Origin of the sequence: Hydrogenophilus thiooxidans (assembly GCF_019049855.1) — a bacterium.
Classification (GTDB): Bacteria; Pseudomonadota; Gammaproteobacteria; order Burkholderiales; family Rhodocyclaceae; genus Hydrogenophilus; species Hydrogenophilus thiooxidans.
Genome location: NZ_JAHLSY010000006.1, coordinates 80,741 through 106,996, shown reverse-complemented (window position 1 = coordinate 106,996; position 26,256 = coordinate 80,741). Strand labels below are relative to the sequence as shown.

Here is a 26,256-nt window from a genome sequence, read left to right as displayed (position 1 = left end):
CCACCATGACCCACGCCGTCGATACCCAGACCCGAGAACCCAACCCTCCAACCCCCTTGCCGGCGCTTCCCGAACCGTTGGTTGCCGAACTGCACGCACTCTTGGGCGAACGGTTCACGCAAAACCCGACGATCTGCGCACAACACGGCCACGACGAATCGCACTTTCCCGACGCCCCGCCGCAAGCGGTCGCATTCGTCACTTCGGCAGCCGAAGTGCAAGCGCTCGTGCGCGCCGCAGCACGGCATCGCGTCCCCCTCATCCCATTCGCCGCCGGCAGCTCACTCGAAGGGCACGTCTTGGCTCCGTTGGGGGGCGTTGCGGTCGACTTTACCCAGATGAACCGCATCCTGGCCATCGAACCGGAAAACATGCTCGCCACTGTCGAACCGGGTGTCACCCGCACCCAACTCAACGCCGCGCTCAAAGAGACCGGGCTCTTCTTCCCGATCGACCCCGGGGCCGACGCGACGATCGGGGGCATGACCGCCACCCGCGCTTCCGGCACCAACGCAGTGCGCTACGGCACGATGCGCGAAAACGTCCTGGCGATCGACGCGGTACTGGCCAACGGCGAACCGATCCACACCGGCACCAAGGCGCGCAAATCGAGCGCGGGTTACGATCTCACCCGCCTGCTGGTCGGCTCCGAAGGGACACTCGCTCTCTTTACCGCGATCACCGTGCGCCTCCACCCGTTACCGGAGGCAGTCGCCGCCGCGGTCTGCCCCTTCCCGACGATCGGCGCTGCAGTACATACCGTGATCGCCGCGATCCAGATGGGCGTTCCCCTGGCGCGCGTCGAATTCCTCGACGAACGCGCGGTCGCTGCGATCAACCGCTACAGCCACACCGAATACCCTGAAACGCCCACCCTCTTCTTCGAATTCCACGGCTCGGAGAGCGCCGTCGCCGAAGAGATCGCGCTCATCAAAACGCTTACCGAAGAGGCAAACGGCGGGCCGTTCCTCTGGGCAAACCGCCCGGAAGAGCGATCCCGGCTGTGGGACGCGCGGCACAAAGCTTATTTCGCCTGCCTGGCGTTGCGCCCCGGTTGCCGCGGCATCACCACCGACGTCTGCGTCCCCATCGCCCGCCTAGCCGAAGCGGTGGAAGCGGCGCGCCGCCTCATCGACGCCTCTGGCTTCATCGCCCCGATCCTGGGGCACGTGGGCGATGGAAACTTCCACACCCTGATCCTCGTCAACCCCGACGACCCCGACGAAATCGCCCGTGCCGAAGCACTCAACGAAGCGATCGTCACTGCCGCGCTCGCGCTCGAGGGCACGTGCACCGGCGAACACGGGATCGGGTTGGGTAAGAAGGCGTTTCTCCGCCAAGAAGCGGGCGAAACCGCCGTTGCAGCCATGCGCGCAGTCAAGCAAGCGCTCGACCCGCTCGGGATTCTCAACCCAGGGAAAATTTTCGAGTAAAAAAGTCGGGAACTTTTCCGCCGCGCGTCGGTCAGACCAACTACAGCGTGGCAACAGCAGCCATGGCATTTCATCCTCCCTCCTCCTCCCGCCCTCCTCCCTGAGCGGGATTGAACGCCCGGACAAACCCGTCTGGGCGTCTTTTTTTGTGGGGCGTTCGCGTCAAGGTTCCCCGTTTTCGGCAACCGACGCCTCCGCCAGGGACTGCTGCTGCGCCGCGGCGAACCAGTTACCGACCACCGCTTCTACTTCCTCGACCCCTGTGCGCTGCAACGCGGAAAAGAGTTGCACTGAGACCTGCCAGCCGCGGGGCGCCAACGTGCGCCGAACCTCGGCAAGCGTCGCCGCCGCTTTGCCACGCGACAATTTATCGGTTTTACTGAGCAGAATATGAACCGGCAAACCGCGCGGCGCGAACCACTCAAGCAGCTGCCAATCGAGCGGTGTCAGCGGGTGGCGGGCATCCATCACGTGCACCAGGCCGATCAGCGCGTCGCGGTGCATCAGATAGTGTTCGATCAAACCGACCCACTGCCGCCGGATCGCCTCCGGAACCTTGGCGTAGCCAAAACCGGGCAGATCGATCAGATAACACCCCGCAGGCGTCCGAAAAACGTTGAGCAGTTGCGTCCGTCCTGGCGTCCGCGAGACGTACGCCAGCCGTTTGTGGCCTGTGAGCGTGTTGATCGCACTCGATTTCCCCGCGTTCGAGCGCCCGACGAACGCCACCTCCGGCCCTGCCGCCGGCGGCAAACCCGCAGGCTTCGCGATCGAGGTCACGAACGCCGTACCACGAAAAAAACCGTCATGGTTGAGATGCATCAAACGCTTGCACTTCCGCGAAAATGATGACTTCCGTTAGAATAGCAACATTGCGTCGCTTTGTCTTGGGGAACTGTTATGAAACCACTCGTCGTCGCTAGCTCGCTGCTTCTCGTTGCTGGTGCCGCGCACGCTGTCGAGCCGGCCCGCGTCCAGGAGATCGTCACCACCCTCTGCGCCGCGTGCCACGGCACCGACGGCAACAGCGCCGTTGCCGAATACCCAAAACTGGCCGGACAACACGCCGAATACCTCTACAAACAGTTGGTGGAATTCAAGAGTTGGAACGGGGAACCCCCCAAGCGGGAAAACGCGATCATGAACGGCATGGTCGCCACCCTCAGCAAAGAAGAGATGAAGGCGCTCGCTGAATATTTCAGCCAACAAAAACCGGCAGAAAACGCGGCGCAAAACGCAGCCACCTTGGCGCTGGGGCAAAAAATCTGGCGCGCCGGGATCGCAAGCAAAGGGGTTCCGGCGTGCGCGGCGTGCCATGGCCCGTCGGGTAGCGGGATTCCCGTCCAATTCCCGATGCTCAAGGGGCAACACGCGCAATACACCGCAGCGCAACTCAAAGCGTTCCGCGAACAGCAGCGCGCCAACGACCCCGAAGCGATGATGCGCATGGCCGCCAATGCCATGACCGACAGCGAAATGGCGGCCGTTGCCGATTACATCGCCGGCCTGCGCTGAACCCTCTTGCGGTCACCGGGCGCGTAGGGCCAAGAGCGCCTCTACCTCCGCCCGCGAAAATCCCGCCTGCTCCCGCGCTGCCCAATTGACGGGTGGATGCGGAAGCGGTGCGCGAAAGCGCGCCACCAGCGCTTGGTAAGTGGGCTCTGGCGGCACCCCCCGTTCGACGCACAACCAGCGGAACCAGCGATCTCCTGCCGCCACATGGCCGATTTCGTCGCGCAGAATCACCTCGAGCACCGCCAGCGACGCCGTATCCCTGATTTGCCGCAACTTCTCCTGAATCACCGGCGTTGCGTCCAACCCGCGCGCCTCCAACACCCGCGGCACCAGCGCCATGCGCGCCAGCGGATCGTCCATCGTCTTCACCGCCATCTCCCACAACCCATTATGGGCAGGGAAATCGCCATAGGAAAACCCCAACGCCTCGAGCCGCGCACACACCAAACCGAAGTGGTACGCCTCCTCCGCAGCGATCCTGAGCCAATCGGCATGAAACGCCGCCGGCATCGCGGCAAAACGCCAAACACAATCGAGCGCCAGGTCGATCGCGTTGAACTCGATATGCGCCACCGCATGAAGAAGCGCCGCATGGCCTTCGCGCGTGCCTACCTTGCGCTTCGGCATTGCCGCAGGCGGTAACAACACCGGCCGCGCCGGCCGCCCTGGCTGCAGCAGTGGCGGCGGAAGCGGCCGTTCCGGTTCGACGCGAAACGCGCCTGACTGCCACGCCTCCCACAACTGCCGCGCGCCCGCGCACTTCGCCGCCGGTTCAGCGGTCATCAGCACCCGAAACGCCGCTTCATGCACCGAACGCTTCGAAGGTTCCACCTCGAAGCAATGCTTTGCATCCACCCGCATCGTTTCCCTTGTGGGCGCTCCCAAACCAAACGCTCGATTATGCCGCACAACCCCCGCTGCCCGCGCTACAATTCCATCAAAGGCGTGCCCACCACACCACAGCACGCACAGTCACCATCCGCAGAGAGGAGGAGCCCGATGCTTTCGGTTGCCGACGCCCAATCCGCGATCCGTGCCGCACTGCAACCTTTGACAACATGGGAGCTCGTCCCGCTTAGCGAAGCGCTCAACCGGATCCTAGCCGAACCGATCCGCGCGCCGTTCAACGTCCCGGCCCACGACAACGCCGCCATGGATGGCTACGCGGTACGCGCTGCAGACCTCACCCCCGACCAACCCACCACGCTCACCGTGATCGGCAGCGCCTTTGCCGGGCATCCCTTCACCGGCGCGCTCACCCCCGGCTCGGCGATCCGGATCATGACCGGCGCCGAGATCCCCCACGGCGCGGACACCATCGTCCCACAAGAACTTTGCACCGCGCACGACCACACTGTCACCATCCCTGCCGGTCAAAAGGCTGGGCAACACCTGCGCCGCGCCGGCGAAGACCTTGCCGCTGGCAGCGTCGCGCTTGCACCAGGCCGCCGCCTGGGTGTAGCCGAACTGGGACTCATCGGGTCGCTCGGCATCGGGTCGGTGCGCGTTTACCGACGGCTGCGCTGCGTCGTCCTCTCCACCGGCGATGAGATCGCCGCAATCGGCGAACCGCTCGCCCCGGGACAGATCTACGACAGCAACCGCCACACCCTCACCGCCGCGCTCAAGCGCCTGGGGTGCGAGGTGCTCGATTTCGGGATCGTACGCGACGACCCCCAACAACTGCGTGCGCGTTTCACCGACGCGGCGCAAACCGCCGACGTGGTGCTTACCTCTGGCGGCGTCTCGGTGGGCGAAGCCGACTTCATCCGCCAACTGATGAGCGAACTCGGCGCCGTCCACTTCTGGCAACTGGCGATCAAACCCGGACGACCGCTTGCGTTCGGCCGCATCAAAAACGCGTGGCTCTTTGGGCTACCCGGTAACCCCGTTGCCTCGTTGGTGGCTTTCGCCGCGTTTGCGCGCGACGCGTTGCGCTCCCTGCAAGGAGAAGACCCGGTCGCACCAGCGGAATCGATCCCGGTCACCCTCGCGCACCCGATCCGCAAAAAACCGGGGCGGCAAGAGTACCTGCGCGGCACACTCGAGCGCGAAAACGGCGCGCTGGTGGCGCGCGTCGCCGGTGCCCAGGGTTCGGGCATCCTCAGCTCGATGACCCGCGCCACTGGCTTCATCGTCCTGCCGGAAGCGGCGGGCGACCTGCCCGCTGGCACCACGGTCGAGTTCCTGCCGTTTGCGGCGGTGTTTTGATGGACAGGAAACAGGCTATTCGCGCAACATGATCAGCGCTTCGTCCAGTCCATGACGGAAATAGTGCAACCGGCTAGAACAGTCGGCAAGATGGGCTGCAGAAACGGGAGCGAATGAAAACGGGAAAAAACTTGGCGACCCCATGACGACGGACAACGCCTGTCCTGTGGTCGCTTGGGCGCGCAAATAGGCCTCGGTCAACCACGCGATCAGTGCTGCTTGATCGACCGCAACCGAGGAAGCAGAGCGATACAGGCCCTGCTCATCGGTCTCCACAAGCACGCCCCAATCCACGAAACTGCGTAGTACATAACGGACCCTACGAGAAACCGTTTCTCGCTCTCCATATTGCTCGCGCAACCGGCGTTGTACTTGACTGGCCGTCACCGTGCCTTGAAGCCTGAGGAGTCTCCCAACGTTGGTCGCTACCGCACCCCAGAACGGATAAACCGCCATAGTCATGCCCCAGTGAACGGCAACACGGCACTCGCGCGGCAGTTCGACAAGGAATTTGAGCCCATCTTGTTGCAGAGGGCGCAGTTCAAGCGGAGGGCGAACCCAGATTCTCATCAAGATCGTCACCGTCTTATCTAACGATCCGCGGGCAGCGGTATTCACGGACTGAAACGCGCTTTGAAGCTCAGTATAGAGCGCCATTTTCACCGCTGGTGTTTGCATTCCAGCAAGAACCAAACCGGCAGTGTAGTCTAGCCATTTCAGACGCACAATCCGATCAAGGCCGATTTGGCTCTGTCGCGATGATTTCATCGGTTTTGTCTCTCAATTTGGACGAAAGGCACGATCAGCTCTTCAACGCTGATACCGCCATGCCCCACAATGGTTTCGCCTTCGCGCACAAAAGCGGTTCGGTACGGTGCGATTAGCGCCAAATAATCTTCTGGCAAACCGATCGGCGGCCATTCCAACGACTCCGGGAAACGCTCTTTAATTTGCGCCCGCAATCTGGAATCCGAATAGACACGCACGCGCTCGCCGCGCACGTCCGCAACCGCCCCTTCGGCAGGTCGCCCCACCCCTTGCGCCTCAACGTTGCCGTGGTCCGAAGCCAGGTACACCTGGAAACCTTTGGTATGTAGGATACCGAGAAGATCCCGCAGGAATCCCTGCTTAGTCCAAAGGCGAACCTGGTTGTGCATACCCGCTGCACCCAACGCCATGCCGTGCAGAATCTGGTCGACCTTATCGATGACCAGCCCGACGACACGTAATTTGGGCTGAGAGATAAGCTCAGAAACTTTGTCCAAATCCCCTTCGCCCAGCCCCTTGGCGTAAGCCACCTCATTTGCGTTAAGCCCCTGATCGACCCAGAACTGCGTCCAAAGGGCTCGCTCTTTGTCTGTGGTATGGATACTCGCCGGGAAAAAGATCGGTGGCTTGCCGGCAAAAGCGGCTTGCCGAGAAACCGAAGTGACGGTGGGAATCCAAGCGAAAACGGCGTTCTCACGGAACCGCAGAGACGAATCCTGCTCGCTGAGTACCTCACGCAAGGCGATCCATTGGTCCAGGGCGAGGCCATCCACCAACAGAAAAGCGATTTTCGAGCGTCGGTCGTCTCCGAGACTTCGGGCGAGGAACCGCGGGATGTGATGCAGCATTACCGGCGGTGTGGGCGGCAGGTTGATCAGACTCCCGTAGCGCTTCACCACCCAATCGGTGAGCGCGGAATCGATCCGGGATCTCAGAGCTTGAAGGCGCTCCCGGTATCCTTCCGGCAGGATAGTGTCGGGCTCCAACTCCAACGCGACGAGTTCCGCCCAACGGTAAGCAAACTGCAGCCACGCCCCATGACGCACCTCCACCGTGGGGATCGTCTTTTCGAGGGCATCCAGCAGCCCCTCCATGCGGCGGCGTCGGTTCTCCTCGGAGGAGACTTCGATCCCGTAAGCCACCCAGGTCTTGGCAAGCATCTGCGATTGCTCATGCGGAACCGGCTGGAGCAAGCCCTCAAAGAAAAGATTATCGAGGTAAATGCGGACATCGGGGTGGTCGAACGGCAGGTGCGGGGTGCTTAGGACATAGTGCGCTTCCACCTCGCGCACCTTGCACTTTTCGCCGAGCATTTGAGCTGCGACTTGGTCGAGGAACACCGGCCAGCGCTCCTGCAGGAACGCAAAAAATGCTTGCCGATCCGGAATGATGGCCTCTAGAGGCCAATCCTCGAACCGGCCGTTTTGACGAAGCATTTGGATCAAGCGCTCATCGAGAATGGCCGGAATTCGTTGTCCACGGTAATGGCGGCGCAGCAAAACTCGGAGCAGATCCTGAGGCTCTTTGATGAGTTCCGGCGCGATCTCAAACACATGACGCAGGATGAAGTCTTTCGTAGCGTTGTCGCCGAGCTGCCCCGGCGCATGCCTCAATTGCGCATCGAACAACGCGTCGAGATCAGCCCGGTCGAGCGCCGCAACCACGGGGTAGCTGAGATTCGGGAAGAGATCGCTTAAGGAGAACGAGAGCTTGCGGCATGCCTGCAGCAGGTCGTAGGGTAAGGCATCGAGATCGTGTGAGGCCGATCTCAGCACCACCACCAGATCGGTTTTCTCGCCACGGTCCCAGCGAGAGCGGAACTTGGATTCGTAGACATAGCGAAAAGAAACATGATCTTCGAACGGGATCAGCTCAAAGCCCCGCTCCCGGATCCCTTCGAGGACACCTTCTTCAAGGAGCAGAGCATCCGGATCCGCGACCAAGGTGAGCCGGGCGATCTGGGGTGTGAACGCACTCAGGATTTGGTCACGCCAACTACCCATGGGCTCCTCCCTCCACGCGGACGAGAAGCAAAGGTACCATTTTCGGCAAGATCTGGCCCCTTCGCTCGAGTTCTTCCCTTAAGCGTTCTTCCTCCTGTTCCAAGAGACTCAGGCGATGCTTCCGGACCTGGGGCAGTCCGATGCGCTCGATGGCTCTGCGTCGCGCAGCGAAGGCGTATTCGCTCTTTTCGCGCTCCTGTGCAAGGTGCTCCTGGTGAGCGGCTACCAGCTCGTCGTAGATCATCTTCCCCTGGCGCTCCGCCGTATCCCAAAGTCGCTCGAAGGCTTGATGCGAGGTCTCGACGTCCAAATGCCGGAGGATCGTGGGCGGAGTAGTCAGTAGTTGATCCCAGATGTGCCGGGCAGTCGGCGCAAACACCCGACCGTCGTCGGCGAGGAACAAAGGCATGATGCGTCTTCGCCGCGTCTCAGTTTCCGGGTCGAGTCGCTCTTGTGTGTCGGAAAGATTCGTTCGCCGCAACGCACCACACGTGACTGAAATCTGCCAAAGCGACCAAAAACCCCTGACCTCTGGGGAAAGACCAGGTAGCGTGATGACCGGGATTGGTTGTCCCGGGGCAAAGGGAGGCAGGCGCATGACCAGCCCACGCACCTTGGGATCTTCCAGCGTCAAGTGGTAGCTCACAGGGTTCGCTTCTGCCTCTCTGGTGAAGACGACATGGGTCAGTCGCTCGCCGCTGGGCCAAGTAAGCTCCCAGGCTCCGTTCTTTCTATCAGCTTTGCCGCCATGCGCCTGCAGGTAGCTCACCGTCATGCGCTCCACCCAATGTGGGAGCGGATGGGCCAGCAGCCGCTGCGCTTCACCGGGATCTAGGTATTCAACAGAACCGAGCACCGAGGCGCTTTGCCGAGACTCGCGGGCCTGCTCCTCAATGCTCTGCACCACTTCATTGATTTTCGTTTCCGCTGCCTCAGGATTGAGGATGGCCTCCACATACAGGTCATCGAAAATGCGCCCCGCCTGAGCAGAGTCGAGCACGTCACCGGTCTTGTCGATACCGAACTCCTCGAAGATGACCGCCAGTTTTTCCTCCAGAACCTCGCGGACACGGTGTTCAACCGAGTCCTCGAACACGAAGTTGATGGCGCGCACCGTGTGGGTCTGGCCGATGCGATCCACCCTGCCGATGCGTTGTTCCAGGCGCATCGGGTTCCAGGGAATGTCGTAGTTGATGACCACATGACAGAACTGGAGGTTGAGACCCTCACCACCGGCGTCCGTCGAGATGAGGATGCGGGCATCCTTGGCGAATGCGTCCTGGACCCGCTTGCGCGCCTCCATGTCCATGGAGCCATTGAGGCACACCACCGTAAAGCCACGCTCGCTCAGGAACTCGTACAACATCTCCTGGGTCGGCACGAACTCGGTGAACACCAGCACCTTGAGATCCGGGTCGCCTTCCTCGGCCTGAAGACGGTAGATCCACTCCAGGAGCGCTTCGGCCTTAGCGTCCGGGCCTTGGGCTTCGCAGCGCTTCGCCGCTTCCAGGAGCCGCTTCACCTCGGCCCGTTCATTCTTCAGGGCCTTGAGCCGGGTCTTGAGCAGCGTGTTCATCAGCTCCTGGCCGTCCAGATCGGCCCAGTCCTCCTCGCTGAGCTGCGAAAAGAGTATGAGCTGTTCCTGCGGAGCCTCAAGCGCTTCGAGGCGCCGCTCCAGAGCGGTACGGATGGCGCGGGTGCTGGAGACCACCAGGCGCTGCATCAGAATCATGAGGAATCCGATGGCACTGCGCTTCTCAGCGATAGCCTGGTTGTAGCCCTCGCGCACGTATTCGGTCACCGCCTCGTAGAGCAGCCGTTGATCCCGGTGGCGATCCTCCCAGGAGACCGGAGCGAGCTCCGTACGCCGGGGTTTGAAAAGCGGCTTACCCTGCGCGTCGATGGCCCGGCGCTTTTCTGTTCGGATGACGTAGGGCTGTACCCGCTCCTTGGAAATGCTTTCCTCATCGGGAAACGCTTCTGGATCCAGTAAAGAGAGAAGCCGCCTAAAATGATCCGTCTTCCCCTGGTGCGGCGTGGCAGAGAGCAGGAGCAGGTAGGGCGCGGCTTCGGCCAGCGCCTGGCCGAGCTTGTAACGGGCCACCTGGTCCGTGCTCCCACCCAGACGATGGGCCTCGTCCACGATCACCAGGTCCCAGCCGGCGGAGATCAGATCCTCGAAGCGCTCCCGGTTGTACTCGGCCACCTGTTTTTTCGACCAGCCGCGACGGCCGTCCAGGGGCTTCACCGAGTCCATGGGACAGACCACCTGTGGATGGCTCTGCCAGAGGTTGTCTTCTTGAGCGATGCGGCGGTAGGCGGAGAAGTCGCTCGGGATGAGCAGGCGGAACTCCTCCCCGAAGTGGGTGCGCATTTCCGCCACCCATTGGGTCACCAGGCCCTTCGGGGCGATGACCAGCGTCCGCCTCACCAGGCCCCGGAGCTTGAGCTCCCGCATGATGAGACCTGCCTCGATGGTCTTGCCCAGGCCCACCTCGTCTGCCAGGAGATAGCGCACGCGGTCATTGGAAATGGCCCTGGAGAGCGCTCGAATCTGATGCGGCAGCGGGATGACGGACGATTCGATGGGCGCGAGCAGGACGTCCTGGGTCAGCGCATCGGCAACCCGCGCCGCTGCGGCGAGATAAGCGATCCCGTCCACGGTGCCGAGACTTGCCTCCTGCACGGGCCGAAGGCGCGTGGCAGGCAACCGCACGACGGTATCTTTGCCCGGAAGCCAGACACGGCAGACGGTCTCGCCCCAGAGCGTCTGGGTCTCGATGACCCGGCAGAGTTCCCCGTGCTCGGGGCTGTAGTACCAGTTGTTGTTTTCCACCGACGGGGTCATCGTTGTTCGACTTCTCCCATCAACGAAAGACTCTCGTTATCCGCCTTTCAAAAGCCATATTTCCTTCTCCGCATCTCAAAAGCGTCCTTTCCTCCTTCAAGGACCTGAACATCATCAGAGGCAGGGTAACGAAGGTGGGTCAATTTCGATGGCCAACGTGGGTCATTTTTACATGGCCATCGACAGTATGATCAGCGCCTCCGCCATGAGATCTGTATCGTTCATGCCTTTCCTCCCATTACTCATAGCTCATAGCGTTATCCCGCCTCCCCAGAACGAGTGAGCGCCTGGTCGTACCACATGAGGAGCTTAGGGTCCTCCTGGAGGATGTTCTCGGGGATTTTGCGGGCCATGGCGATGATGGTCGCGTAGTCCCGTTCCTGCCAAGCTTTCTTGAAGCCAGCGCGGACGGCTTCGAGGCGGAACACCTTCAGGCGCTTCTGCTTGGACTCGCGGTATTCCTCGAACTCGCGCAGCAGTGCCCGCTCACGGAGCTTCTCCAGGTCGCCAGCCTTGTTCGGATCCGGAACGTACCAGCGGTCTTTGGCGCGAGTGATGAGGACTGAGGACTGAGTGCTGAGTTGGCCGTTCTCCTCCGCCGCACGGCCGGAAGCCAGCTCTTCCTGAATGATTTTGCGGAGGTCGGCGCTTTGCTTCATCCAGGAGACAAGTTGGGCTGGAATCGGGCCCTTGCCGTCGTAGCGAAGGAAGTTTTGTTCCAAAAGCTCGGAGAGCTCGAGCTGCTTTTCGTGCTTCTGCCAGCCGCCGATCTCCTTGAGGAACTGCGGATGGAGCTCCTGGAAGGTCTGCGGCTTCCTGGTGAGCTGCTGCTTGAGCCATTGGATCGCGGAGGCCTCGTCGGTGACAAAGAGCGTAAGCTGAAGGACCTCCTTCACCTTCATGCGCTTGTTGTCGTACTCAGCGACCTGCTCGGGCAGGAAGTACATCCCGTCACGCTCCGGGAAGCGCTGGGTGAGACCGGCGTAGAACTCCGCCGCAGAAAGCGGCACCATCACGCCACGCTGGACATGGAAAGCCACCATGCGGTCGAAGAGCAAGTAGTTCTGCCGCTCCGCGATGACTTCCACCTTGCCGTCCCTGGCGACGAACACCGGCAGTTGCTTCAGATGGGTGCGGACGAAGTCCCAGACACCTTCCTCGGTGCCGGCTTCGCGCTTGAAGCGCTCTTCCAGCCCCCCATTCGGCTTGTAGCACGAAATGACCAGGTCCTGTTTGACGGCATTGGCGCTGGTCACCTGCTTGAACGAGCCCTGCTTCTTATCCAACGTGCGCACGTCGGCGATGACGAAGCCGGCCGCTTGTAACGCCTCCTGGATCGCGTTCCAGACGGCGTTCTTCGAGTTGTGAAACTCGACCGTCATCCAGCGCCCCGGCTTGAGTACCCGGTAGTACTCCTTGAAGCATTCGGTCATCAGGTGCTGGTATTCCGCCAGCCCCTTGCCTTGTACCTTGTTTTCGATCGCTTCAGGCTTGTTGTTGGTGAAGACCTTCAGCCACGCTTCCCAGAGGAAGTTAAGTTCGGAATACATCAGGTTGCTACCAAAAGGTGGGTCGGTGAAGATGTAATCAACAGATTGCGGTCCTGCCATCAATATCGATGTATCTAGAGTAGTTACGAGGCTTATAGAAGTTGGCATATACTCACCAAAGGCTCGTACTAATCGCTTAATTTTCTCTGGAAAAGCGTATTTCGGAGATACCTCGGAAATCTGGGAGCCCACATATAATGTTCCGCTCAAGTTCCTGTTGTTCTGGGAATAATGGTGCGGCGAATATCTATTCAATAACGAGAAACCAATGACCCACTGTTCAAACAGAAATCGAAGAAACACCTTTAGGCGTTGATGTGAATGTTTAGCCGCTTTATCAGTTAGGGTCGATAACACCCACAAATTCCGCTTCGTGTAGAAATGATGCACGTGGGTGAGGCCAATGTCATCGTTACGCCGCGACTCCTCACCCTCCGGCATCCGGTCGGTCGGAACCCAGTAGGGAATGTCCAGCGCTTCGATCTTCTCGATCAGCGCCAGATCGAAGGCGTCGGGCGTCTTTTCATACCGCTTGCTACCGACGCTGTAGTTGATCAGCACCGGCACTTGCTTGGTCTGGCGGATGGTTTGGCCGATAGCTTTGTCGTATTTGGTCACCCAAGCACGGTCCATCGTGCGCTTGGTGAGACTCGCGCCGCAGTGGGGGCAGGGAAATTCGTCTCTGACCTTGCCCGCTTCCTTGTCCACCGCCGCTTCCCAGAAGACCACCTCCTCGGTGCAGTCCGGGCAGACGAACACATCAGACCAGACAGTGTAGTTGATCGTGCCGCGGTGTGGGATCGACGCGATCAGCGCCCGCGCCTCGTCGGCCGTGCGGCATGCGCGCAGGCGCTCGGCCCACGTCGTCACCTCGTTCGCAGCGGTGGTGGTGAGCGTGGCGTACATCCAGCCGCATTCGGCCTCCACCTCCTTCAGTATCCGGTTGGCTTCGCGCTCGAAGGCGCGCACGTCCACCGGTGTGTTGTAGTTGTAGGCGATAAAGGTCGCCGCCGGCGAGAGGTCGTTGAGGACGGCGCGCCGCGCGCCGAGCTTCGAGAACGGCTTCCAGACCGTTTTGCCGCTTTCGTCCTGTTCCGGCTGGTAGATGGTGCCTGCATCATCCACCTTGTAGCCCAGCGACTCCACCGTCGTCCGGTCGCCGCAGAGTTGTGCGGCCACGCCGGTCATCCCCGTGCCACAGAAGCCGTCAAAGACAACATCCCCCGGTTCGGTGTAATGGAGGATGTACCGCATGATGGCCTTGTGCGGCACCTTCGTATGGTAGGAGTGCGCATTGTAGATGGGGTCGTTCTTGCCTTCGCTCACGTCTGCTGCAAACGGCTCCCGCCGGTAGTCGTCGGTCTGCGGGTCGTAGGGTTTGCCGTAGTGCGTGATGAAGTCCGCGATGAAGGGGTTCGGGCACGCCGTGTAATAGGGTGGATCGGAGAGGTTCAGGATGTCCTCGATCCTCCCCTGCGGGAAGCCGACCTCGTCCTTCCAGCGCTGGAGCAGGTCCTTGCTTGAGTCCGCATGGCGCATGCGCTCGGCGAGCTCACGCAGACGCGCGTCATCTCCCATCGGCCATTTCTCGATCGACTTCATCCGTTCCACGGCGTCTTTCACCGAGGTGAAGGGCACACCGCCAAGCTTGGCGTGGAGTTCCTCCAGCCCTTCGCGCAAGATGCGGAGGAAGTGTTCCCGCCGCGCTTCGTCGGAGGCGAATGTCTGGCCAAGACATTCGACCGGTTCCTGGTTCCTGGTTTTGAGATCCTGGTTTTCAAAAAGGTTGTTTTGGTGGTTCATGCGAACTTTACTCCTTTTACTCCTTTTGACTGGATGGGGCGGAATGGAGCCGTCTTATTGCCATCATGCAATGCGCTCCAATACGCACTGCGCATTAAAGTGCGCATTAGATGGCTTTCAATGCAACATTCAATGAGCAGCATTATTGCTTTGCCCATTCATAACGCGCCCAGCGTCCTCGCCCCGGTTCCTGTATTTGCGGGTTCTCTTGCCGTAACTCTCGCATCAACCTGGCCACCTGATTCCTGTCCAAATGAGTAATCTGGCGAATCTCCGCGTTACTCAATCCAGACTCTCCTCGTTCAGCGCGCTGCTTAAGAATGCTCAACACTCGAGTCTTCGCGGCTTCCCAATCAATGCGGCGGTCTCGCTCGGGATGACCGGGAGCCGAGAGGCGCCGGTGCAGGTCGGCACGCAGACGCCAGTAGGTGCCCCGGCCCGTGCCGCCACGCTCCAGATAGCCCAGATCGAGCTCCATGCGGCTCAGGGTTTCCTTGGCGTCGCTTTCCGTCTGCTGGGTAATACGGGCTGCCGTGGATGTGTCGATTTCGGGATGCCTCAAGAGATACTGCAGGGTCAGAAGCTCCTCGACTGACAGGATACGACCCTTGTCGGCCTCTTGTGCCACGAAGAGCCGAAAGGGAACAGACAAATCGCTGGCGCGGAAGATAACCCGGACCGCTTCGCCTTCATCGATGATCTCGGGAGGCTCCTTGCCCTCGATGAGCAAAGCCTGGTACATCCGGCGTACCCCCAGGTTGCTGCGGTTGACAAGACGCAAGCGTGTCAGGGCATCCACCAGGGCAGGGTTTCGAGGAACCGGTTCATGGCGCAGGATGTTCTGCGGCGTGATGCCGCCTGGTAGCCCGCCGGGATTGCTGATTTCAAGACGATCTTGAAATTGCTTGACCAGAATGGGGCCGTGAATCCGGTAATCGGCATGAACGAAGGCATTGAGCAGTGCCTCCCGCAAGGCGATTTCAGGATAGGTCCGGATTTCGAAATGGAACAGGCCCTGGGGAACGGTGGTAATCGGGTTGTCAGCCATGATCCGGTCAAGGATACGATCCAAAGCAATGGGAAGTGCATCGTATCCATCTGCGCGATCGGAATAGCCCGTGTCCGATACCATGCGCAGATGCGTCCAGACGTAGCCGGGGAAATGTTTCCGAATGGCACGCTCCGTTCCGGTCAGCAATACCCCCGATCTCAGCAAGCGTCCGTCCCGGATGAGCCCAAGCGTAGCAAGCAGTTCCCGATCGGGACGACGCAGGAGATCGTCGGGAGCATTCTCGCGACGAGCGGCCTCGCGGAGACGTTCCATCGCCGCTGCAGAGACCAGGGATTCAGGCATGCCGGAAACCGGAGTGGCGGTAAAATCGGTTTCGCCGGTCTCCACCATGATGCGACGGCGCAAGGTGCCCGTAAGTGGCTGACAATCCTTGCCAATTCGGATCTTGCCGCGTCCCTGCGTGTCCGTGTAGGGTGGCAGACCGGGATAAATCTGCATGACAATGAGTCGTCCAGTCCCCTCTGAAACCGAAAGCTCCTGGAACACGGGAGTCAATTTAGGATCTGTGGAGTCGTAAACCGCCTTTTTCAGCCGATTGATATCGATTTCTGGTGGCACGCCCAGGATGGCATTGGATCGTCCTACCGCCTTGTCGTTAACACCGAAAATGACGGTGCCCCCGCCGCCATTGGCCATGCAGACCGCCATTTCCACGACCAGAGCCACAGCATCCTGAATGCTGCGGGTGTTCCATTCCTTGAAATCGAGATCCTGCCCTTCAAGGGCATCCGCCGGCTGACTTTCTAGCTCGTCAAGGAGAGAGCGAATCTCGTCGAGATCTTTCATCACAATCTCATTTTGTTTTCATTTGCGCCCACTTGTAATTTCACTCCAGTACGATTCGGACTTTGCCGGGCTCGTTGCCCTTAGTGAGTTCATCCAGGTATTCCTCAAAGCGTTTCTTCATCTCCGCGGGCGTTGCTGGCACACCGCCCTTGAGCAGAGCTGCGCGCAGATCCTCGGTTTTCACGGCAACCTTGACCAACCCTGAGAGCACCTCTTTGAGGGCCTGAATAAACTCTTGGCTGAGCTCCTCCGGCAGCTTGCGTCGTTCAAGGAAGGCATCAACCAGCTTCCTGGGCTCGGGCTTGAGCAGGTCGAGGTTGCCGCGGGTGGTCGGGTCCTCCAGGTTGGTGAGCAGCGTCTGGGTCCAGTCCTCGAGGAGCCTGTCCAGTTCCGTGTCCAGCTGCTCGAGCACAGTCACAGCAGGTGCGCCCATGCCTTCCGTGCTAGGCCGGAAGCCGCAATGCGGGCAGATCGGCGCAGTAACGAGGTCCTGTTCGGTGAGTGCGAAGCAGCTCTTCAGGCTGGCCAAGCGGTTCTGAAAATCAGTCAGGTGCTGGCGCGGCATCAGATCAACCGTAGAGAGCTGCTGGAGTTTCTTGAGCCGTTCGTCCTGCAAAAGCGCACGCTTGCGCTTGTCCTCGTTCACGCCCAGTCGTGCTCGGGTGTGCATGGCGAGATAGGCTTGCACGTAGGCCTTCTTGAGGTCAGTGAGCTTACGCAGGGTTTGCTGACGGAAAGCGCTGGACGTGCGCTGAGCCGGGTCCGACACCTGCGCGAGTACCGCATCTCGCGTCGCTTTCATCCGCTCAACCCACTCGTGATCCGTGGGCAGCACGGCCTCGGCAGTGGAGAGGTAGGAGGCCACCGGGCCCAGGTCGCGCACCAGCTCCTGCAGGGACTCGATCTCCGAAAGGTTCCTCAGGCCGTCTTCGTGACGCGTCACCTCCTGGACGTCATAGCGGAAGTTCCTGAATTTACCGGGCGAGGAGTAGGCTTGGAGGGATTCCAGGAAGGTCTTGGTCTGGTTGAGCCGGTCGCGCAGCTGGGCTGCTTCCTCCTCAGCGAGCAGATGCCTGCCCCAGAACGACAAGCCGCTTTGCAGGCTTTGTTGGGCCAAGACCAGTTTCTCTACCACCTGGCCGATGGCTTTCTGGAGCTGCTGGACCGGCTCTTCCTTGCCCAGGGTGACAAGCTGCGCCAAACCCGGCGTAAGCTCGAGCAGCTCGAAGAGTGCTTTGATGGCGGGCAGATTCCACTCTTTGGACCGTTCGATGTGCTTGAAGTGGACCAGTTCGTCGATGGTCGCCGCGGCCAGCTGCGGCAGCCCGGTAGCGTCGAACTTCTTCCCCGGAATCGCAAGCACCAGGTCACCGGAGTAGACGAGCGCGGCCAGGACCACGACAGCCCATTCGGGCTCCAGACGGTAGCCCTTGTCCGGTGCGAAGTACTCGACGCCGTAGACTTCCTGGATCAGCTCCGAGCGGTTGACCACCTGGCCATGCCCCTTCTTCTTCAGGATATTCAGGATGTGCCCAGCGTACCTGGAGCGGTTTGGAGCGAGCCGCTCGCCGTCGAGGAGCTCCAGGGCGTCGAGCACGGCACTCGCCTGGCGGGTAGCGTTCTGTCCGGCGATGGCGCGCAGGGCGTCCTGGGCTGCCTGTTCACGGTTTTGGCTCGTAATGAGCACCGAAAAATTAGGATACTCAGGCGCTTGGTCCTGAAAGTGGGCAGCAAGGATCATCCCAGCGACGGTGTTCACTAGGTCGCGGAAGTTGATCCGCTCATGATCGGCGATGCCGAGGCGTTCGCGGATAGGTTTGCCCTTAACCCATTCGATGAGCAGCCGGGTACGTCCCTGATAGGTGACTTCAAAAGCATCTGCGACATGCTTCTGTAACCACCCCACCAATTCCCGCAGAAACCCAGCGGCTTTCGACTCATAGGTGGTTTTGGCGTGGCCGCTCGAGGTGGAGGCAAGATCCAAAGCGGCTGCATAAAAGCGTAGTTTCTGATCGAACGCATCATCCCTGCCCTTTAGGCGGAAGAATACCTCATCGGCCCTCTTCTCGTCCTTGAAGTGCGGTGGATTGAACGGCTGGATGAAGTAGAGGTAGAAATCACGGGGCGGTACCGCCGTCGAGCGCTCGTTGGGCGCGCCAAAGAAGAGATAGCCTTGCCTTGACGCCTTGTGCTCCAGCCATTCCAGTTCGTGCTGCCAGATGCGATAGCCGGTAACGTAGGTCTGGTCGGTGCACTCCATGACCCGTTTCAGAGCCTCGTAGTAGTAGCGGTCGAGCTGGGATGCATCGAGGCTTTCGGCACGCTTCTCGATAAGCGCGTCGTAGTCGTCGGTCTTCTTGAGATCCAGGTAGTACTGACGGTTATCTGGGTTGGAGGAAATGAACTGGCCGCTCACGGTCTTGTGGATCTCCTTCAAGACCGTTTCTACGAGGGTCAGTAGATCCTCTGCTGGATCGCCCCCCAGGTCCTCGATGCCGGGCTGGTAGAGACAGAGCGCGTCGCGCAACTCTTCAGCCGTGGCGCCTAAGGGGACGTAGATGTCTCCGGTCGTCAGCCGGTGGACCGAGAGCGCGTGGATGATGCGCAGCGCCATCGGCTTGTACACCGGCCGGGTGAAGGCCTGTGTGATACGGGACTCCAGCACCTGGCTGCAATCGATCACCGCTTTGATTTCTGGGACAGCGCGGAAGGAGGGGTTCTCACGCAGATTTGTCCAGTAGCTGTCGTAGGCGATGAGACCGGGCCGGTCCTGCGGCACCTCTTGGTCAAGGAGTTTTTTCATCGCCAGCGACAGGGTTTTGAGCACCTCGCGCTTCTCCACCGCTGTGACGCGTTCGAAGGTGTCGATGTAGTCGGGATGAACCGGAAAAAGGCGGACGAACTCGTCCATCCGCTCGTTCATGTTGCCGTAGAACTTGGCGAACGGGGTAAGGTACTCGCGGATCTTGGCCTGCTGTTCTGCGTTCTTCTTGAGCAGACGCTTGGCGACGACGAACTTCACGTCCTTGCGGGCGATGAGAATCTGTTCGAACCGATCCTTGACCCGGCGGATGCTGTCGGCCACGAAGGCAAAACGGGGGTTGTCGAAGATAGCCTCCTGAACACCCGCGATGAAGCGGAAGCGCAAGCTTCGGCAGACCTCACCCACCTCACGGAGAAAATTGAGGTCGAGGATCAATTCCTGGTCCTTGCGGGTGCGGAGATAGTCGAGCAGCTCATCTACAACCAGAAGGAGTCCGTAGTCTGGATAGACCTGGTGAAACGCGGCCATCATCTCCTCGAAGGCCCGCTTGTTGTTGGAGACCTGGCTAGCACCCGGAAAGGTGTAAGCCACCCCCATCGCGGCGAGCGCTTCCTCTAACGCGGCAACCAGGATCTCCCGCAACGACATGGTGGTGGCCCCGATCTCGGTACGAACCACCTTGAACTTGCCCGCGATTGCGCTGGCTGCTTGAGCCACCTGTGAATGGCTCAGCGAAGTTCGCAGCTCCGAATACTCGCAGACAGCGGAGATCACCGACATCAGGTGTGACTTACCGGTACCGTAGTTGCCCACGACAAGCAGTCCTTTGTTATCGATGGGCTGGTCGAACTGGAGTTGGGGAATCACGAGGTCAGACAATTTCTCAGCCATCTCGTCGGAGATGACGTAGGTGCTCACCAGCTGCTGGGCAGCAGCGGCTTCATCGGCATCCCGTAGCTGCACTACGGACTCGATCGGCTCGAAATGGATCAGGTCACGGTATTTCATTCTTTACCTCTCAGGTCTATCCGTATTGGCATCTGGAGTGATCACCAGAAAATCGCGAATTGGGTAGCGTCGATATTCGGGATGGCCTAAAGCAGCATAAATGATATCCCCACCCGCTATCGAGCCATTCCATGCCGCGACAACGCTCTTATTCCGGGACAATCCCTGAAGCAGACGCATAGGATCGTGCTGCAAGTGGACATCAAAAAGAATCTCGATGTTGTCGAGCAAAACCAGTTCACCTGGAACTGCACGGACGATTTCGTCCAGGAGTTTTTGCGTCAGCAGAGCCCGTTGACGTTCGGTCAGGTCCAACATGCGGCGGGAGAGTTCCAGATTGACGTTGATGAGCGGCGTCGAAAATTCTGCCGCAATCGCTTGAAGCACAGCGGTTTTACCGGTTTGCGCTCTGCCTACCAGCAAGACGAGGCGAAAATAAAGCGCCTGTACCTGATCGATGCGTTTTTTGATTTCTGATCGCGCCGGCCACATCGGGTTTCCCCTCCCCCTTGTCAAGCTGTCCACGCCATTCGATCCATTATGCCCGATTTTGTACGGGATCCCCCGCACCACAACCTTGCAGCCCCACGCCTTTTTCACTACGTGCTAATATCACCATCGAAACGATCGATCGACTGGTTTTCGCCCTACTTCACAAAGGAGCTCCAATGGACCCAAACACCCTCAAACAACTCGTTGGCGAAGCGGCCGTGCAGGAGATCCCCGATGGCGCAGTGATCGGTGTCGGCACCGGCTCGACGGTGAACTGTTTCATCGACGCGTTGGGCAGAAGCGGCAAGAAGCTCGCGGGCGCCGTTTCGAGCTCGGAAGCGACCACCGCGCGCCTCAAAGCGATCGGCGTGCCGGTGTTGGACGCCAATGCGGTTGAATCGCTTGCGCTCTATATCGACGGCGCAGACGAGATCGACCCCAACTTCTGCATGATCAAAGGGGGCGGGGGGGCGCTTACGCGCGAAAAGATCGTCGCGGCGATGAGCGAACGCTTCGTCTGCATCTGCGACGCGACCAAACGCGTCGCGGTGTTGGGCCGTTTTCCCCTGCCCGTCGAGGTGATCCCGATGGCGCGGGCGTTCGTGGCGCGACAACTCCGCGCGTTGGGGGGCGACCCGAAGCTGCGCGAAGGGTTCACCACCGACAATGGCAACCAGATCCTGGACGTGCATGGGCTGAGGATCGACGATCCGCTCGCGTGGGAGCGGCGGCTCAACGACATTCCCGGCGTGGTCACGAACGGCATCTTCGCGATGCAGGCGGCGCATGTGCTCCTTTTGGGTACCCCCAACGGGGTCGAGCGGTTCGTACGACCCTGACGGCATGCGGTTTTCGCGTTGTCACCAAACCGTCACAATCCCATGCTAAGATTGCCGGCACGTTCTATGGGAGAACCGCTGATGAACCTGAAGCCGCACACCCTTTCCCTCTTTGACAAAGAGATCAACGAGTTGCGCACCTTGGTACTCACCATGGGGCGGGAGGTGGAAGCGCAGGTGCAGCGCGCGGTCGAAGGGGTGCGGACCGGCAACGCCGATTTGCTGGAAGCGGTTCGTTCAAAAGAAAAAGAGATCAACGCCGAAGACCGCGAAGTGTTCGATAGAACCGTGCATCTCATCGTGCGCAATGCGCCCACCGCAAGCGACCTGCGGCTGGCGCTTGCGACGATGCAGATCGCGACAGACCTGGAACGGATTGGCGACGAGGCGAAAAAGATCGCGAAAGCGGGCTTGCGCCTGCTGGAACGGCAACCCGCTTTCACGCCCAGCGTCGAGCTCGATCTGATCACCCGTACCGGCGTGGAGATGCTCCATGCAGCGCTCGACCTCTACGCGCGGCTCGAAGACGACCAAGCTGGCGAAATCCTGGCGCGCGACAAAGAGGTAGACCGCATGTTCAAAGGGATCCTGCGCGAGCTGATCACCTATATGATGGAAGACCCGCGCACGATCTCGCAATCGATCGAATTGGTCTTCATCGCGAAAGCGCTCGAACGCGTGGGCGACCACGCGAAGAACATCGTCGAACACGTGATCTACGTGGTGGAGGGCAAGGACGTGCGCTACCGCGGCTCCCCGACTCCACAATCCGAAGCGTAAGCCTCGGCCGCGCATGGGCGCCGATCGCCCCCAAGATCACGCCACACCCCCCCAATGCCGCCCCCAGCGTGCGCACGACGCGGCCCTTGAGCCAGCGCCGCGAGCCATTGGGTTGGATGGGCCGCATCGCTGGGCAGGAATCAGTTTTGCGGCGGGACGTAGTTCGGGATCGCTTCGGGACCCGCGTCCGTGCCGAAGAGGAACTGCTCCATTTTCTCTTGCAGGAATTTACGCGCCTGCGGATCCAGAAGGTTCAAGCGGTACTCGTTGATGAGCATCGTCTGGTAGCGCTGCCACTCTTGCCACGCCGCTTTCGAAATCTGCTCATAGATCCTCTTTCCCAGCGCCCCTGGCAGCGGCGGACGTTCGAGCCCTTCGGCCTCTTTCTGTAACTTCACACAAAAAACGGTTCGTGTCATGGACTGATCCTACTGAGTGAGCGTTTTGACAAAGACTTTGCTGCGCCGTTGGTAATTGTAAAGTTCTCGCTTCTGTTTCGGAAGGGCGTCGACGCCCACTTCCACGAACCCCCGCTCCAGAAACCAGTGGGCGGTTCGGGTCGTGAGGACGTAGAGTTTTTCCAAACCGGCCGCGCGCGCTCGCGCTTCGATCCGGCGCAGCAGCTCCTCGCCGATCCCGGCACGGCGGTATTCGGGCGCGACCGCAAGGCACGCCAATTCCCCTGCCCGCTCTTCCGAAAAGGGGTAGAGCGCCGCAGAACCCACCACCACGCCGTCGTGTTCGACCAGGATGAAGCGGGTGATCTCTTGTTCCAAGAGCTCACGGTTGCGCCGCACCAGCGTGCCGTCGGCTTCCATCGGCGCAATCAGCGCGATGAGTGCCGGGACGTCTTCAGTGGTCGCGTCGCGATAGCGAAAGACGGGGTTGCGGGTGATCATCGTGCCCACCCCCGAGTGGGTGAAGCATTCGAGCAAGATCGCACCGTCGAGGTCCCGCGCGATGAGGTGCGCGCGCCGAACGCCGCGCCGTACTGCGTCGATCGCGTACGGCAGGTAGGCGCGCAGATCTTCGGTAAAGGTCGTGCCCGCTTCGTCCAGCCGCTGCTGCGCTTCGGTCACCGTCACCGACGCCATCACCCCTTCCCCTTCCGGCGCAGGGATACCCGGCGCATCGCAGAGAAAGATCAGTTTTTCAGCGTGCAGCGCCACCGCGACTTCGGCAGCCACCTCTTCCATGCTCAGGTTGAAGATTTCGCCCGACGGGGATGCGGCGATGGGGGAGATCAGCACGACGTTCTCTTGTTCCAGGTCGGCTTCGATTTCGTCTGCGATCACCTTGCGCACCGCGCCGGTGTAGAGGTAATCGACCCCATCGATCACCCCAAGGGGGCGCGCCACCAGGTAGTTGCCTCCGGTGATGCGCATGAAGCTTCCCGCCATCGGGGTGTTCGGCAGCCCCTGCGAGAGCTTGGCTTCGATCTCGAGCCGCGTGACCATCTGCGCCGCTTTCACGCATTCCAACGCTTTGGCGTCGGTGACGCGCCGACCGTGGTGAAACTGCGGCATCAGCCCCCGCCGCGCCATCTCCGCGTCGATTTGGGGTCTCGCCCCATGGACCAACACCAGACGGATCCCAAGCGCAGCCAGGAGGTTGCAGTCGTAGGCCAGCCGCTGCATCCGCTCCCCCTGCGCCACTTCACCGTCGAACGCCACGACGAAGGTTTTGCCGCCAAACGCGTGGATGTAGGGCGCTGAATGGCGCAGCCACGCAACGAACTGCGCGACCGCTTTGCTGTCCTCAAGCGCGATCGGCACCATCGCCTCCGGCGTTTCTGTCCCTTGCTTGCGCGCCGCAGCTCTTGCTCTCATCCGTTGTGCATCCCTTTCATTGCGACCACCACACCGCCGTTTGCGCGAGCGCCGCAACCGCTGCCGTCTCGGCCCGCAACACCCACGGCGCGAGCCCCAACGGGACCGCCTCGTGTTGCGCAAAGTAGCGCTTCTCTTCGGGGTGCCACCCCCCTTCCGGCCCGACGAGGAGCACGACACCGCCCACGGGCGGCGCGCGCTTCGCCACCGACGCACCCCCCGGCTGCAACCAGAACCAGGTAATCGGTGGCGCAATCCATGCGGCCAGGCGTTCCGCCAAGGCCGCAAGGGGCGTCACCGGGAGGATTTCCGGCACGGTTGCCCGACCGCACTGCGCGCAGGCGTTTGCCGCCACCTGTTGCCAGTGTTGCCGTTTCTTCTCCGCGCGCGCGGCATCGAACCCAACCTGGCTGCGCGCCGTGACGAGCGGCACCCAATGGGTCATTCCAAGTTCCGTGCCCTTCTGCACCACCCAATCGAGCCGCTCCGCAGGAAGGAGTGCGGTGGCGAGCACCCGCGGCGTCGGGGGTTCGGGCAGCGGCGTGACCGGCTGCAACGCCTCTACCGTCACGGTGCGGCGGCCGACCGCGACGACGATCCCCTCCCACTCCCGCCCTGCGCCGTCGAACAGGCGAATGGCGTTGCCCGGCAGGACACGCCGCACCAGCGCGTGATGAGCAACCTCGGGCGGTAGCTCCCAAGGCGTTGACGGCGCGCGCTGCCACGAACGGGCTTGCGGGGTATGAAAACGGGGAGGAAACACGCCACGGTCCCGATACGATTTCGTTGCGATTATCCCAGATTTCGCTGCGGTGCGCTGTCCGATGCCTCACAGTCCGGCTTACCCACGGTTGCCACAGCACGCGCAATAACCCTACGCACAAATGGGTTGACGCTGCGCTGCAACACGCTATAATTCGTCTCACGTGACGCGGGGTGGAGCAGTCCGGTAGCTCGTCGGGCTCATAACCCGAAGGTCGCAGGTTCAAATCCTGCCCCCGCAACCAATCTAACCAACCTGCGTGGTTGGTTTTTTTGGATACAACATTTCAACAATTTTCGAAAAATCAAAATGAATGCCAACGAAGCGATCGACGCCCTTTCCGCACTGGCTTCGGCACCGCGACTCGCGCTCTTTCGGCTCTTGGTTCGCGAGGAGCCGACGGGGTTGGTTGCCGGCGAAATCGCCGAACGGCTCGCGATGAGTCCCAGCCAGGTCACGTTCCACGCGAAAACGCTCGAACGCGCTGGGCTCGTACTCAGCACCCCCGAAGGGCGTTTCGTCCGCTACCGCGCCGCGATTCCCCGAATGCACGCATTGATTGCTTATCTCACGGAAGAGTGTTGCGCAGGACAGCGGGAGGTTTGCGCGACGTTGCGTGCTGAGTCGGGCGTCGATGACCGTTGGTTTCAGTTCTCTGAAGAGTCGTGTTCGTCATGAAACGGGTTTTGGTGCTCTGCACCGGCAATTCGTGCCGATCGCAAATGGCCGAGGCGATCCTCAATCACGACCTTGCCCCGTTCGTACGGGCGTTCTCGGCGGGCGTTGCGCCGCAACCTGAAGTGGCGCCCAACGCGCTCGAAGCGCTGCGGCGCGTGGGACTCCCCACCGATGGGCTCACGCCAAAAGATGTCATGCAGTTTCTCGACGAACCGTTTGATCTCGTGGTCACGGTGTGCGACCACGCCCGCGAAGCGTGTCCGGTCTTCCCCCGCCCCATCCCCACGTTGCACATGGCCTTTCCCGATCCCCACGGCCAGCCGCTCGCCGCGTTCGAAGCGGTGCGGGACGCGATCCGGGCCCAGTTGGTTCCTGCGGTTGCCCAGGCACTGGCCATTCCCTTCCCTCAGGAGAGCGCGTGATGAGCGCACAATGTGACGTCACGGCGCGGCGCGCGGCAGGCGCGCCCCTCGGTTTTTTCGAACGCTACTTGACCCTTTGGGTGGCGCTGTGCATCGTCGCCGGGATCGTTCTGGGAAAAGTGGTTCCAGGTTTCTTTCAGACGATCGGCCGTCTGGAAGTGGTGCAGGTCAATTTGCCGGTCGGTCTCCTCATCTGGGTGATGATCATCCCGATGCTCATCAAGATCGACTTTGCCGCATTGGGCGGCGTCACCGCCCATTGGCGCGGCATTGCGGTGACGCTCTTCGTCAATTGGGCGGTCAAGCCCTTTTCGATGGCGCTTTTGGCTTGGCTGTTCGTCCGGCATCTGTTCGCGGAATTGCTCTCCACCGAGCAGCACGACGCCTACGTTGCCGGCTTGATCCTGCTTGCCGCTGCACCGTGCACGGCGATGGTCTTCGTCTGGAGTCGGCTCTGTAACGGCAACCCTCGGCACTCATCGGGGCGTCCAACTTTTTCGAATTGGCCGTTGCCGCGGCGATCGCCCTCTTCGGCTTCGAGTCGGGCGCAGCGCTCGCCACGGTGGTGGGCGTCTTGATCGAAGTACCGGTGATGCTCACGGTGGTGGCGATCGTGAACCGCACCCGCGCGTGGTACGAAGCCCGGCATGCCCGCGAAAACGCTGCGCTTTGAACACGAAAACACCCCCAAC

General features: G+C 60.9%; 19 protein-coding genes, 1 tRNA gene and 1 pseudogene. 9 read left to right on the top strand and 12 right to left on the bottom strand.

Annotation, left to right across the window (positions count from 1 at the left end):
* The first annotated feature begins 5 nt into the window (after positions 1–5).
* Positions 6–1,433 carry an FAD-binding oxidoreductase gene (locus tag KUL93_RS04675; RefSeq protein ID WP_217125933.1) on the top strand — a complete coding sequence of 476 codons (1,428 nt, stop codon included), beginning with the start codon at positions 6–8 and terminating at the stop codon, positions 1,431–1,433.
* Between the two features lie 162 nt (positions 1,434–1,595).
* Here the strand turns inward: KUL93_RS04675 and yihA are convergent, their stop codons facing one another.
* Entirely contained in the window at positions 1,596–2,255 is a 660-nt protein-coding gene (gene yihA, locus KUL93_RS04670; protein WP_217125932.1) for a ribosome biogenesis GTP-binding protein YihA/YsxC, read from the bottom strand.
* A 78-nt stretch (positions 2,256–2,333) separates the two neighbouring features.
* Here yihA and KUL93_RS04665 point away from each other — a divergent pair, with 78 nt between their 5' ends.
* Positions 2,334–2,948, top strand: a complete 615-nt coding sequence (locus KUL93_RS04665) for a c-type cytochrome (RefSeq protein ID WP_217125931.1) — start codon at positions 2,334–2,336, stop codon at positions 2,946–2,948.
* A 12-nt stretch (positions 2,949–2,960) separates the two neighbouring features.
* Here the strand turns inward: KUL93_RS04665 and KUL93_RS04660 are convergent, their stop codons facing one another.
* On the bottom strand, positions 2,961–3,809 hold the full coding sequence (locus KUL93_RS04660; RefSeq protein WP_430408200.1) for a ferritin-like domain-containing protein: 849 nt from the start codon (positions 3,807–3,809) through the stop codon (positions 2,961–2,963).
* A 138-nt stretch (positions 3,810–3,947) separates the two neighbouring features.
* On the opposite strand from KUL93_RS04660, the gene moeA reads away from it, so the two are divergent.
* Positions 3,948–5,159: a molybdopterin molybdotransferase MoeA gene (gene moeA / locus KUL93_RS04655; RefSeq protein ID WP_217125929.1), complete on the top strand. Its 1,212-nt coding sequence runs from the start codon at positions 3,948–3,950 to the stop codon at positions 5,157–5,159.
* Between the two features lie 15 nt (positions 5,160–5,174).
* On the opposite strand, the gene KUL93_RS04650 is transcribed toward moeA, so the two are convergent.
* The 7 genes from KUL93_RS04650 to brxF form a co-directional block, all read right to left on the bottom strand.
* Complete coding sequence (locus KUL93_RS04650) at positions 5,175–5,927, bottom strand: hypothetical protein (RefSeq protein WP_217125928.1); 753 nt, start codon at positions 5,925–5,927, stop codon at positions 5,175–5,177.
* The gene (pglZ, locus tag KUL93_RS04645) at positions 5,924–7,930 is read right to left on the bottom strand and encodes a BREX-3 system phosphatase PglZ (protein ID WP_217125927.1); all 2,007 of its coding nucleotides are present in this window, start codon (positions 7,928–7,930) and stop codon (positions 5,924–5,926) included. The genes KUL93_RS04650 and pglZ overlap by 4 nt, the downstream gene beginning before the upstream one ends.
* Positions 7,923–10,778 carry a DEAD/DEAH box helicase gene (locus KUL93_RS04640; RefSeq protein ID WP_217125926.1) on the bottom strand — a complete coding sequence of 952 codons (2,856 nt, stop codon included), beginning with the start codon at positions 10,776–10,778 and terminating at the stop codon, positions 7,923–7,925. Before KUL93_RS04640 ends, pglZ begins: the two co-directional genes overlap by 8 nt.
* A gap of 257 nt (positions 10,779–11,035) precedes the next feature.
* Complete coding sequence (locus KUL93_RS04635) at positions 11,036–14,131, bottom strand: DNA methyltransferase (protein WP_217125925.1); 3,096 nt, start codon at positions 14,129–14,131, stop codon at positions 11,036–11,038.
* 142 nt (positions 14,132–14,273) lie between these two features.
* Positions 14,274–15,989 (bottom strand): ATP-binding protein, encoded by a 1,716-nt coding sequence (locus KUL93_RS04630; RefSeq protein ID WP_217125924.1) that lies wholly within the window; start codon positions 15,987–15,989, stop codon positions 14,274–14,276.
* 40 nt (positions 15,990–16,029) lie between these two features.
* Positions 16,030–19,761, bottom strand: a complete 3,732-nt coding sequence (locus tag KUL93_RS04625; protein WP_217125923.1) for a DUF6079 family protein — start codon at positions 19,759–19,761, stop codon at positions 16,030–16,032.
* 3 nt (positions 19,762–19,764) lie between these two features.
* On the bottom strand, positions 19,765–20,253 hold the full coding sequence (gene brxF / locus KUL93_RS04620; RefSeq protein WP_217125922.1) for a BREX-3 system P-loop-containing protein BrxF: 489 nt from the start codon (positions 20,251–20,253) through the stop codon (positions 19,765–19,767).
* A gap of 176 nt (positions 20,254–20,429) precedes the next feature.
* Here brxF and rpiA point away from each other — a divergent pair, with 176 nt between their 5' ends.
* Both rpiA and phoU read left to right on the top strand, forming a co-directional pair.
* Positions 20,430–21,092 (top strand): ribose-5-phosphate isomerase RpiA, encoded by a 663-nt coding sequence (rpiA, locus tag KUL93_RS04615; protein ID WP_217125921.1) that lies wholly within the window; start codon positions 20,430–20,432, stop codon positions 21,090–21,092.
* An 81-nt stretch (positions 21,093–21,173) separates the two neighbouring features.
* On the top strand, positions 21,174–21,872 hold the full coding sequence (gene phoU, locus KUL93_RS04610; protein ID WP_217125920.1) for a phosphate signaling complex protein PhoU: 699 nt from the start codon (positions 21,174–21,176) through the stop codon (positions 21,870–21,872).
* Between the two features lie 140 nt (positions 21,873–22,012).
* Here phoU and KUL93_RS04605 read toward each other — a convergent pair whose 3' ends face one another.
* From KUL93_RS04605 to KUL93_RS04595, 3 genes are all read right to left on the bottom strand, one after another.
* Positions 22,013–22,291 (bottom strand): oxidative damage protection protein, encoded by a 279-nt coding sequence (locus tag KUL93_RS04605; protein WP_217125919.1) that lies wholly within the window; start codon positions 22,289–22,291, stop codon positions 22,013–22,015.
* Between the two features lie 9 nt (positions 22,292–22,300).
* The gene (gene argA, locus KUL93_RS04600; RefSeq protein ID WP_346731650.1) at positions 22,301–23,650 is read right to left on the bottom strand and encodes an amino-acid N-acetyltransferase; all 1,350 of its coding nucleotides are present in this window, start codon (positions 23,648–23,650) and stop codon (positions 22,301–22,303) included.
* A gap of 67 nt (positions 23,651–23,717) precedes the next feature.
* Positions 23,718–24,464 (bottom strand): 16S rRNA (uracil(1498)-N(3))-methyltransferase, encoded by a 747-nt coding sequence (locus KUL93_RS04595; RefSeq protein ID WP_217125917.1) that lies wholly within the window; start codon positions 24,462–24,464, stop codon positions 23,718–23,720.
* A 167-nt stretch (positions 24,465–24,631) separates the two neighbouring features.
* Between KUL93_RS04595 and KUL93_RS04590 the strand changes: the two genes are divergently transcribed.
* The 4 genes and pseudogenes from KUL93_RS04590 (at position 24,632) to KUL93_RS04575 (ending at position 26,237) form a co-directional block, all read left to right on the top strand.
* Positions 24,632–24,708 (top strand) — tRNA-Met (locus KUL93_RS04590).
* Between the two features lie 65 nt (positions 24,709–24,773).
* On the top strand, positions 24,774–25,142 hold the full coding sequence (locus tag KUL93_RS04585; RefSeq protein ID WP_217125916.1) for an ArsR/SmtB family transcription factor: 369 nt from the start codon (positions 24,774–24,776) through the stop codon (positions 25,140–25,142).
* Positions 25,139–25,564, top strand: a complete 426-nt coding sequence (locus KUL93_RS04580; protein WP_217125915.1) for an arsenate reductase ArsC — start codon at positions 25,139–25,141, stop codon at positions 25,562–25,564. Before KUL93_RS04585 ends, KUL93_RS04580 begins: the two co-directional genes overlap by 4 nt.
* Positions 25,564–26,237 (top strand): annotated as a pseudogene (locus tag KUL93_RS04575) (arsenic resistance protein). Before KUL93_RS04580 ends, KUL93_RS04575 begins: the two are co-directional and overlap by 1 nt.
* Positions 26,238–26,256 lie beyond the last annotated feature (19 nt).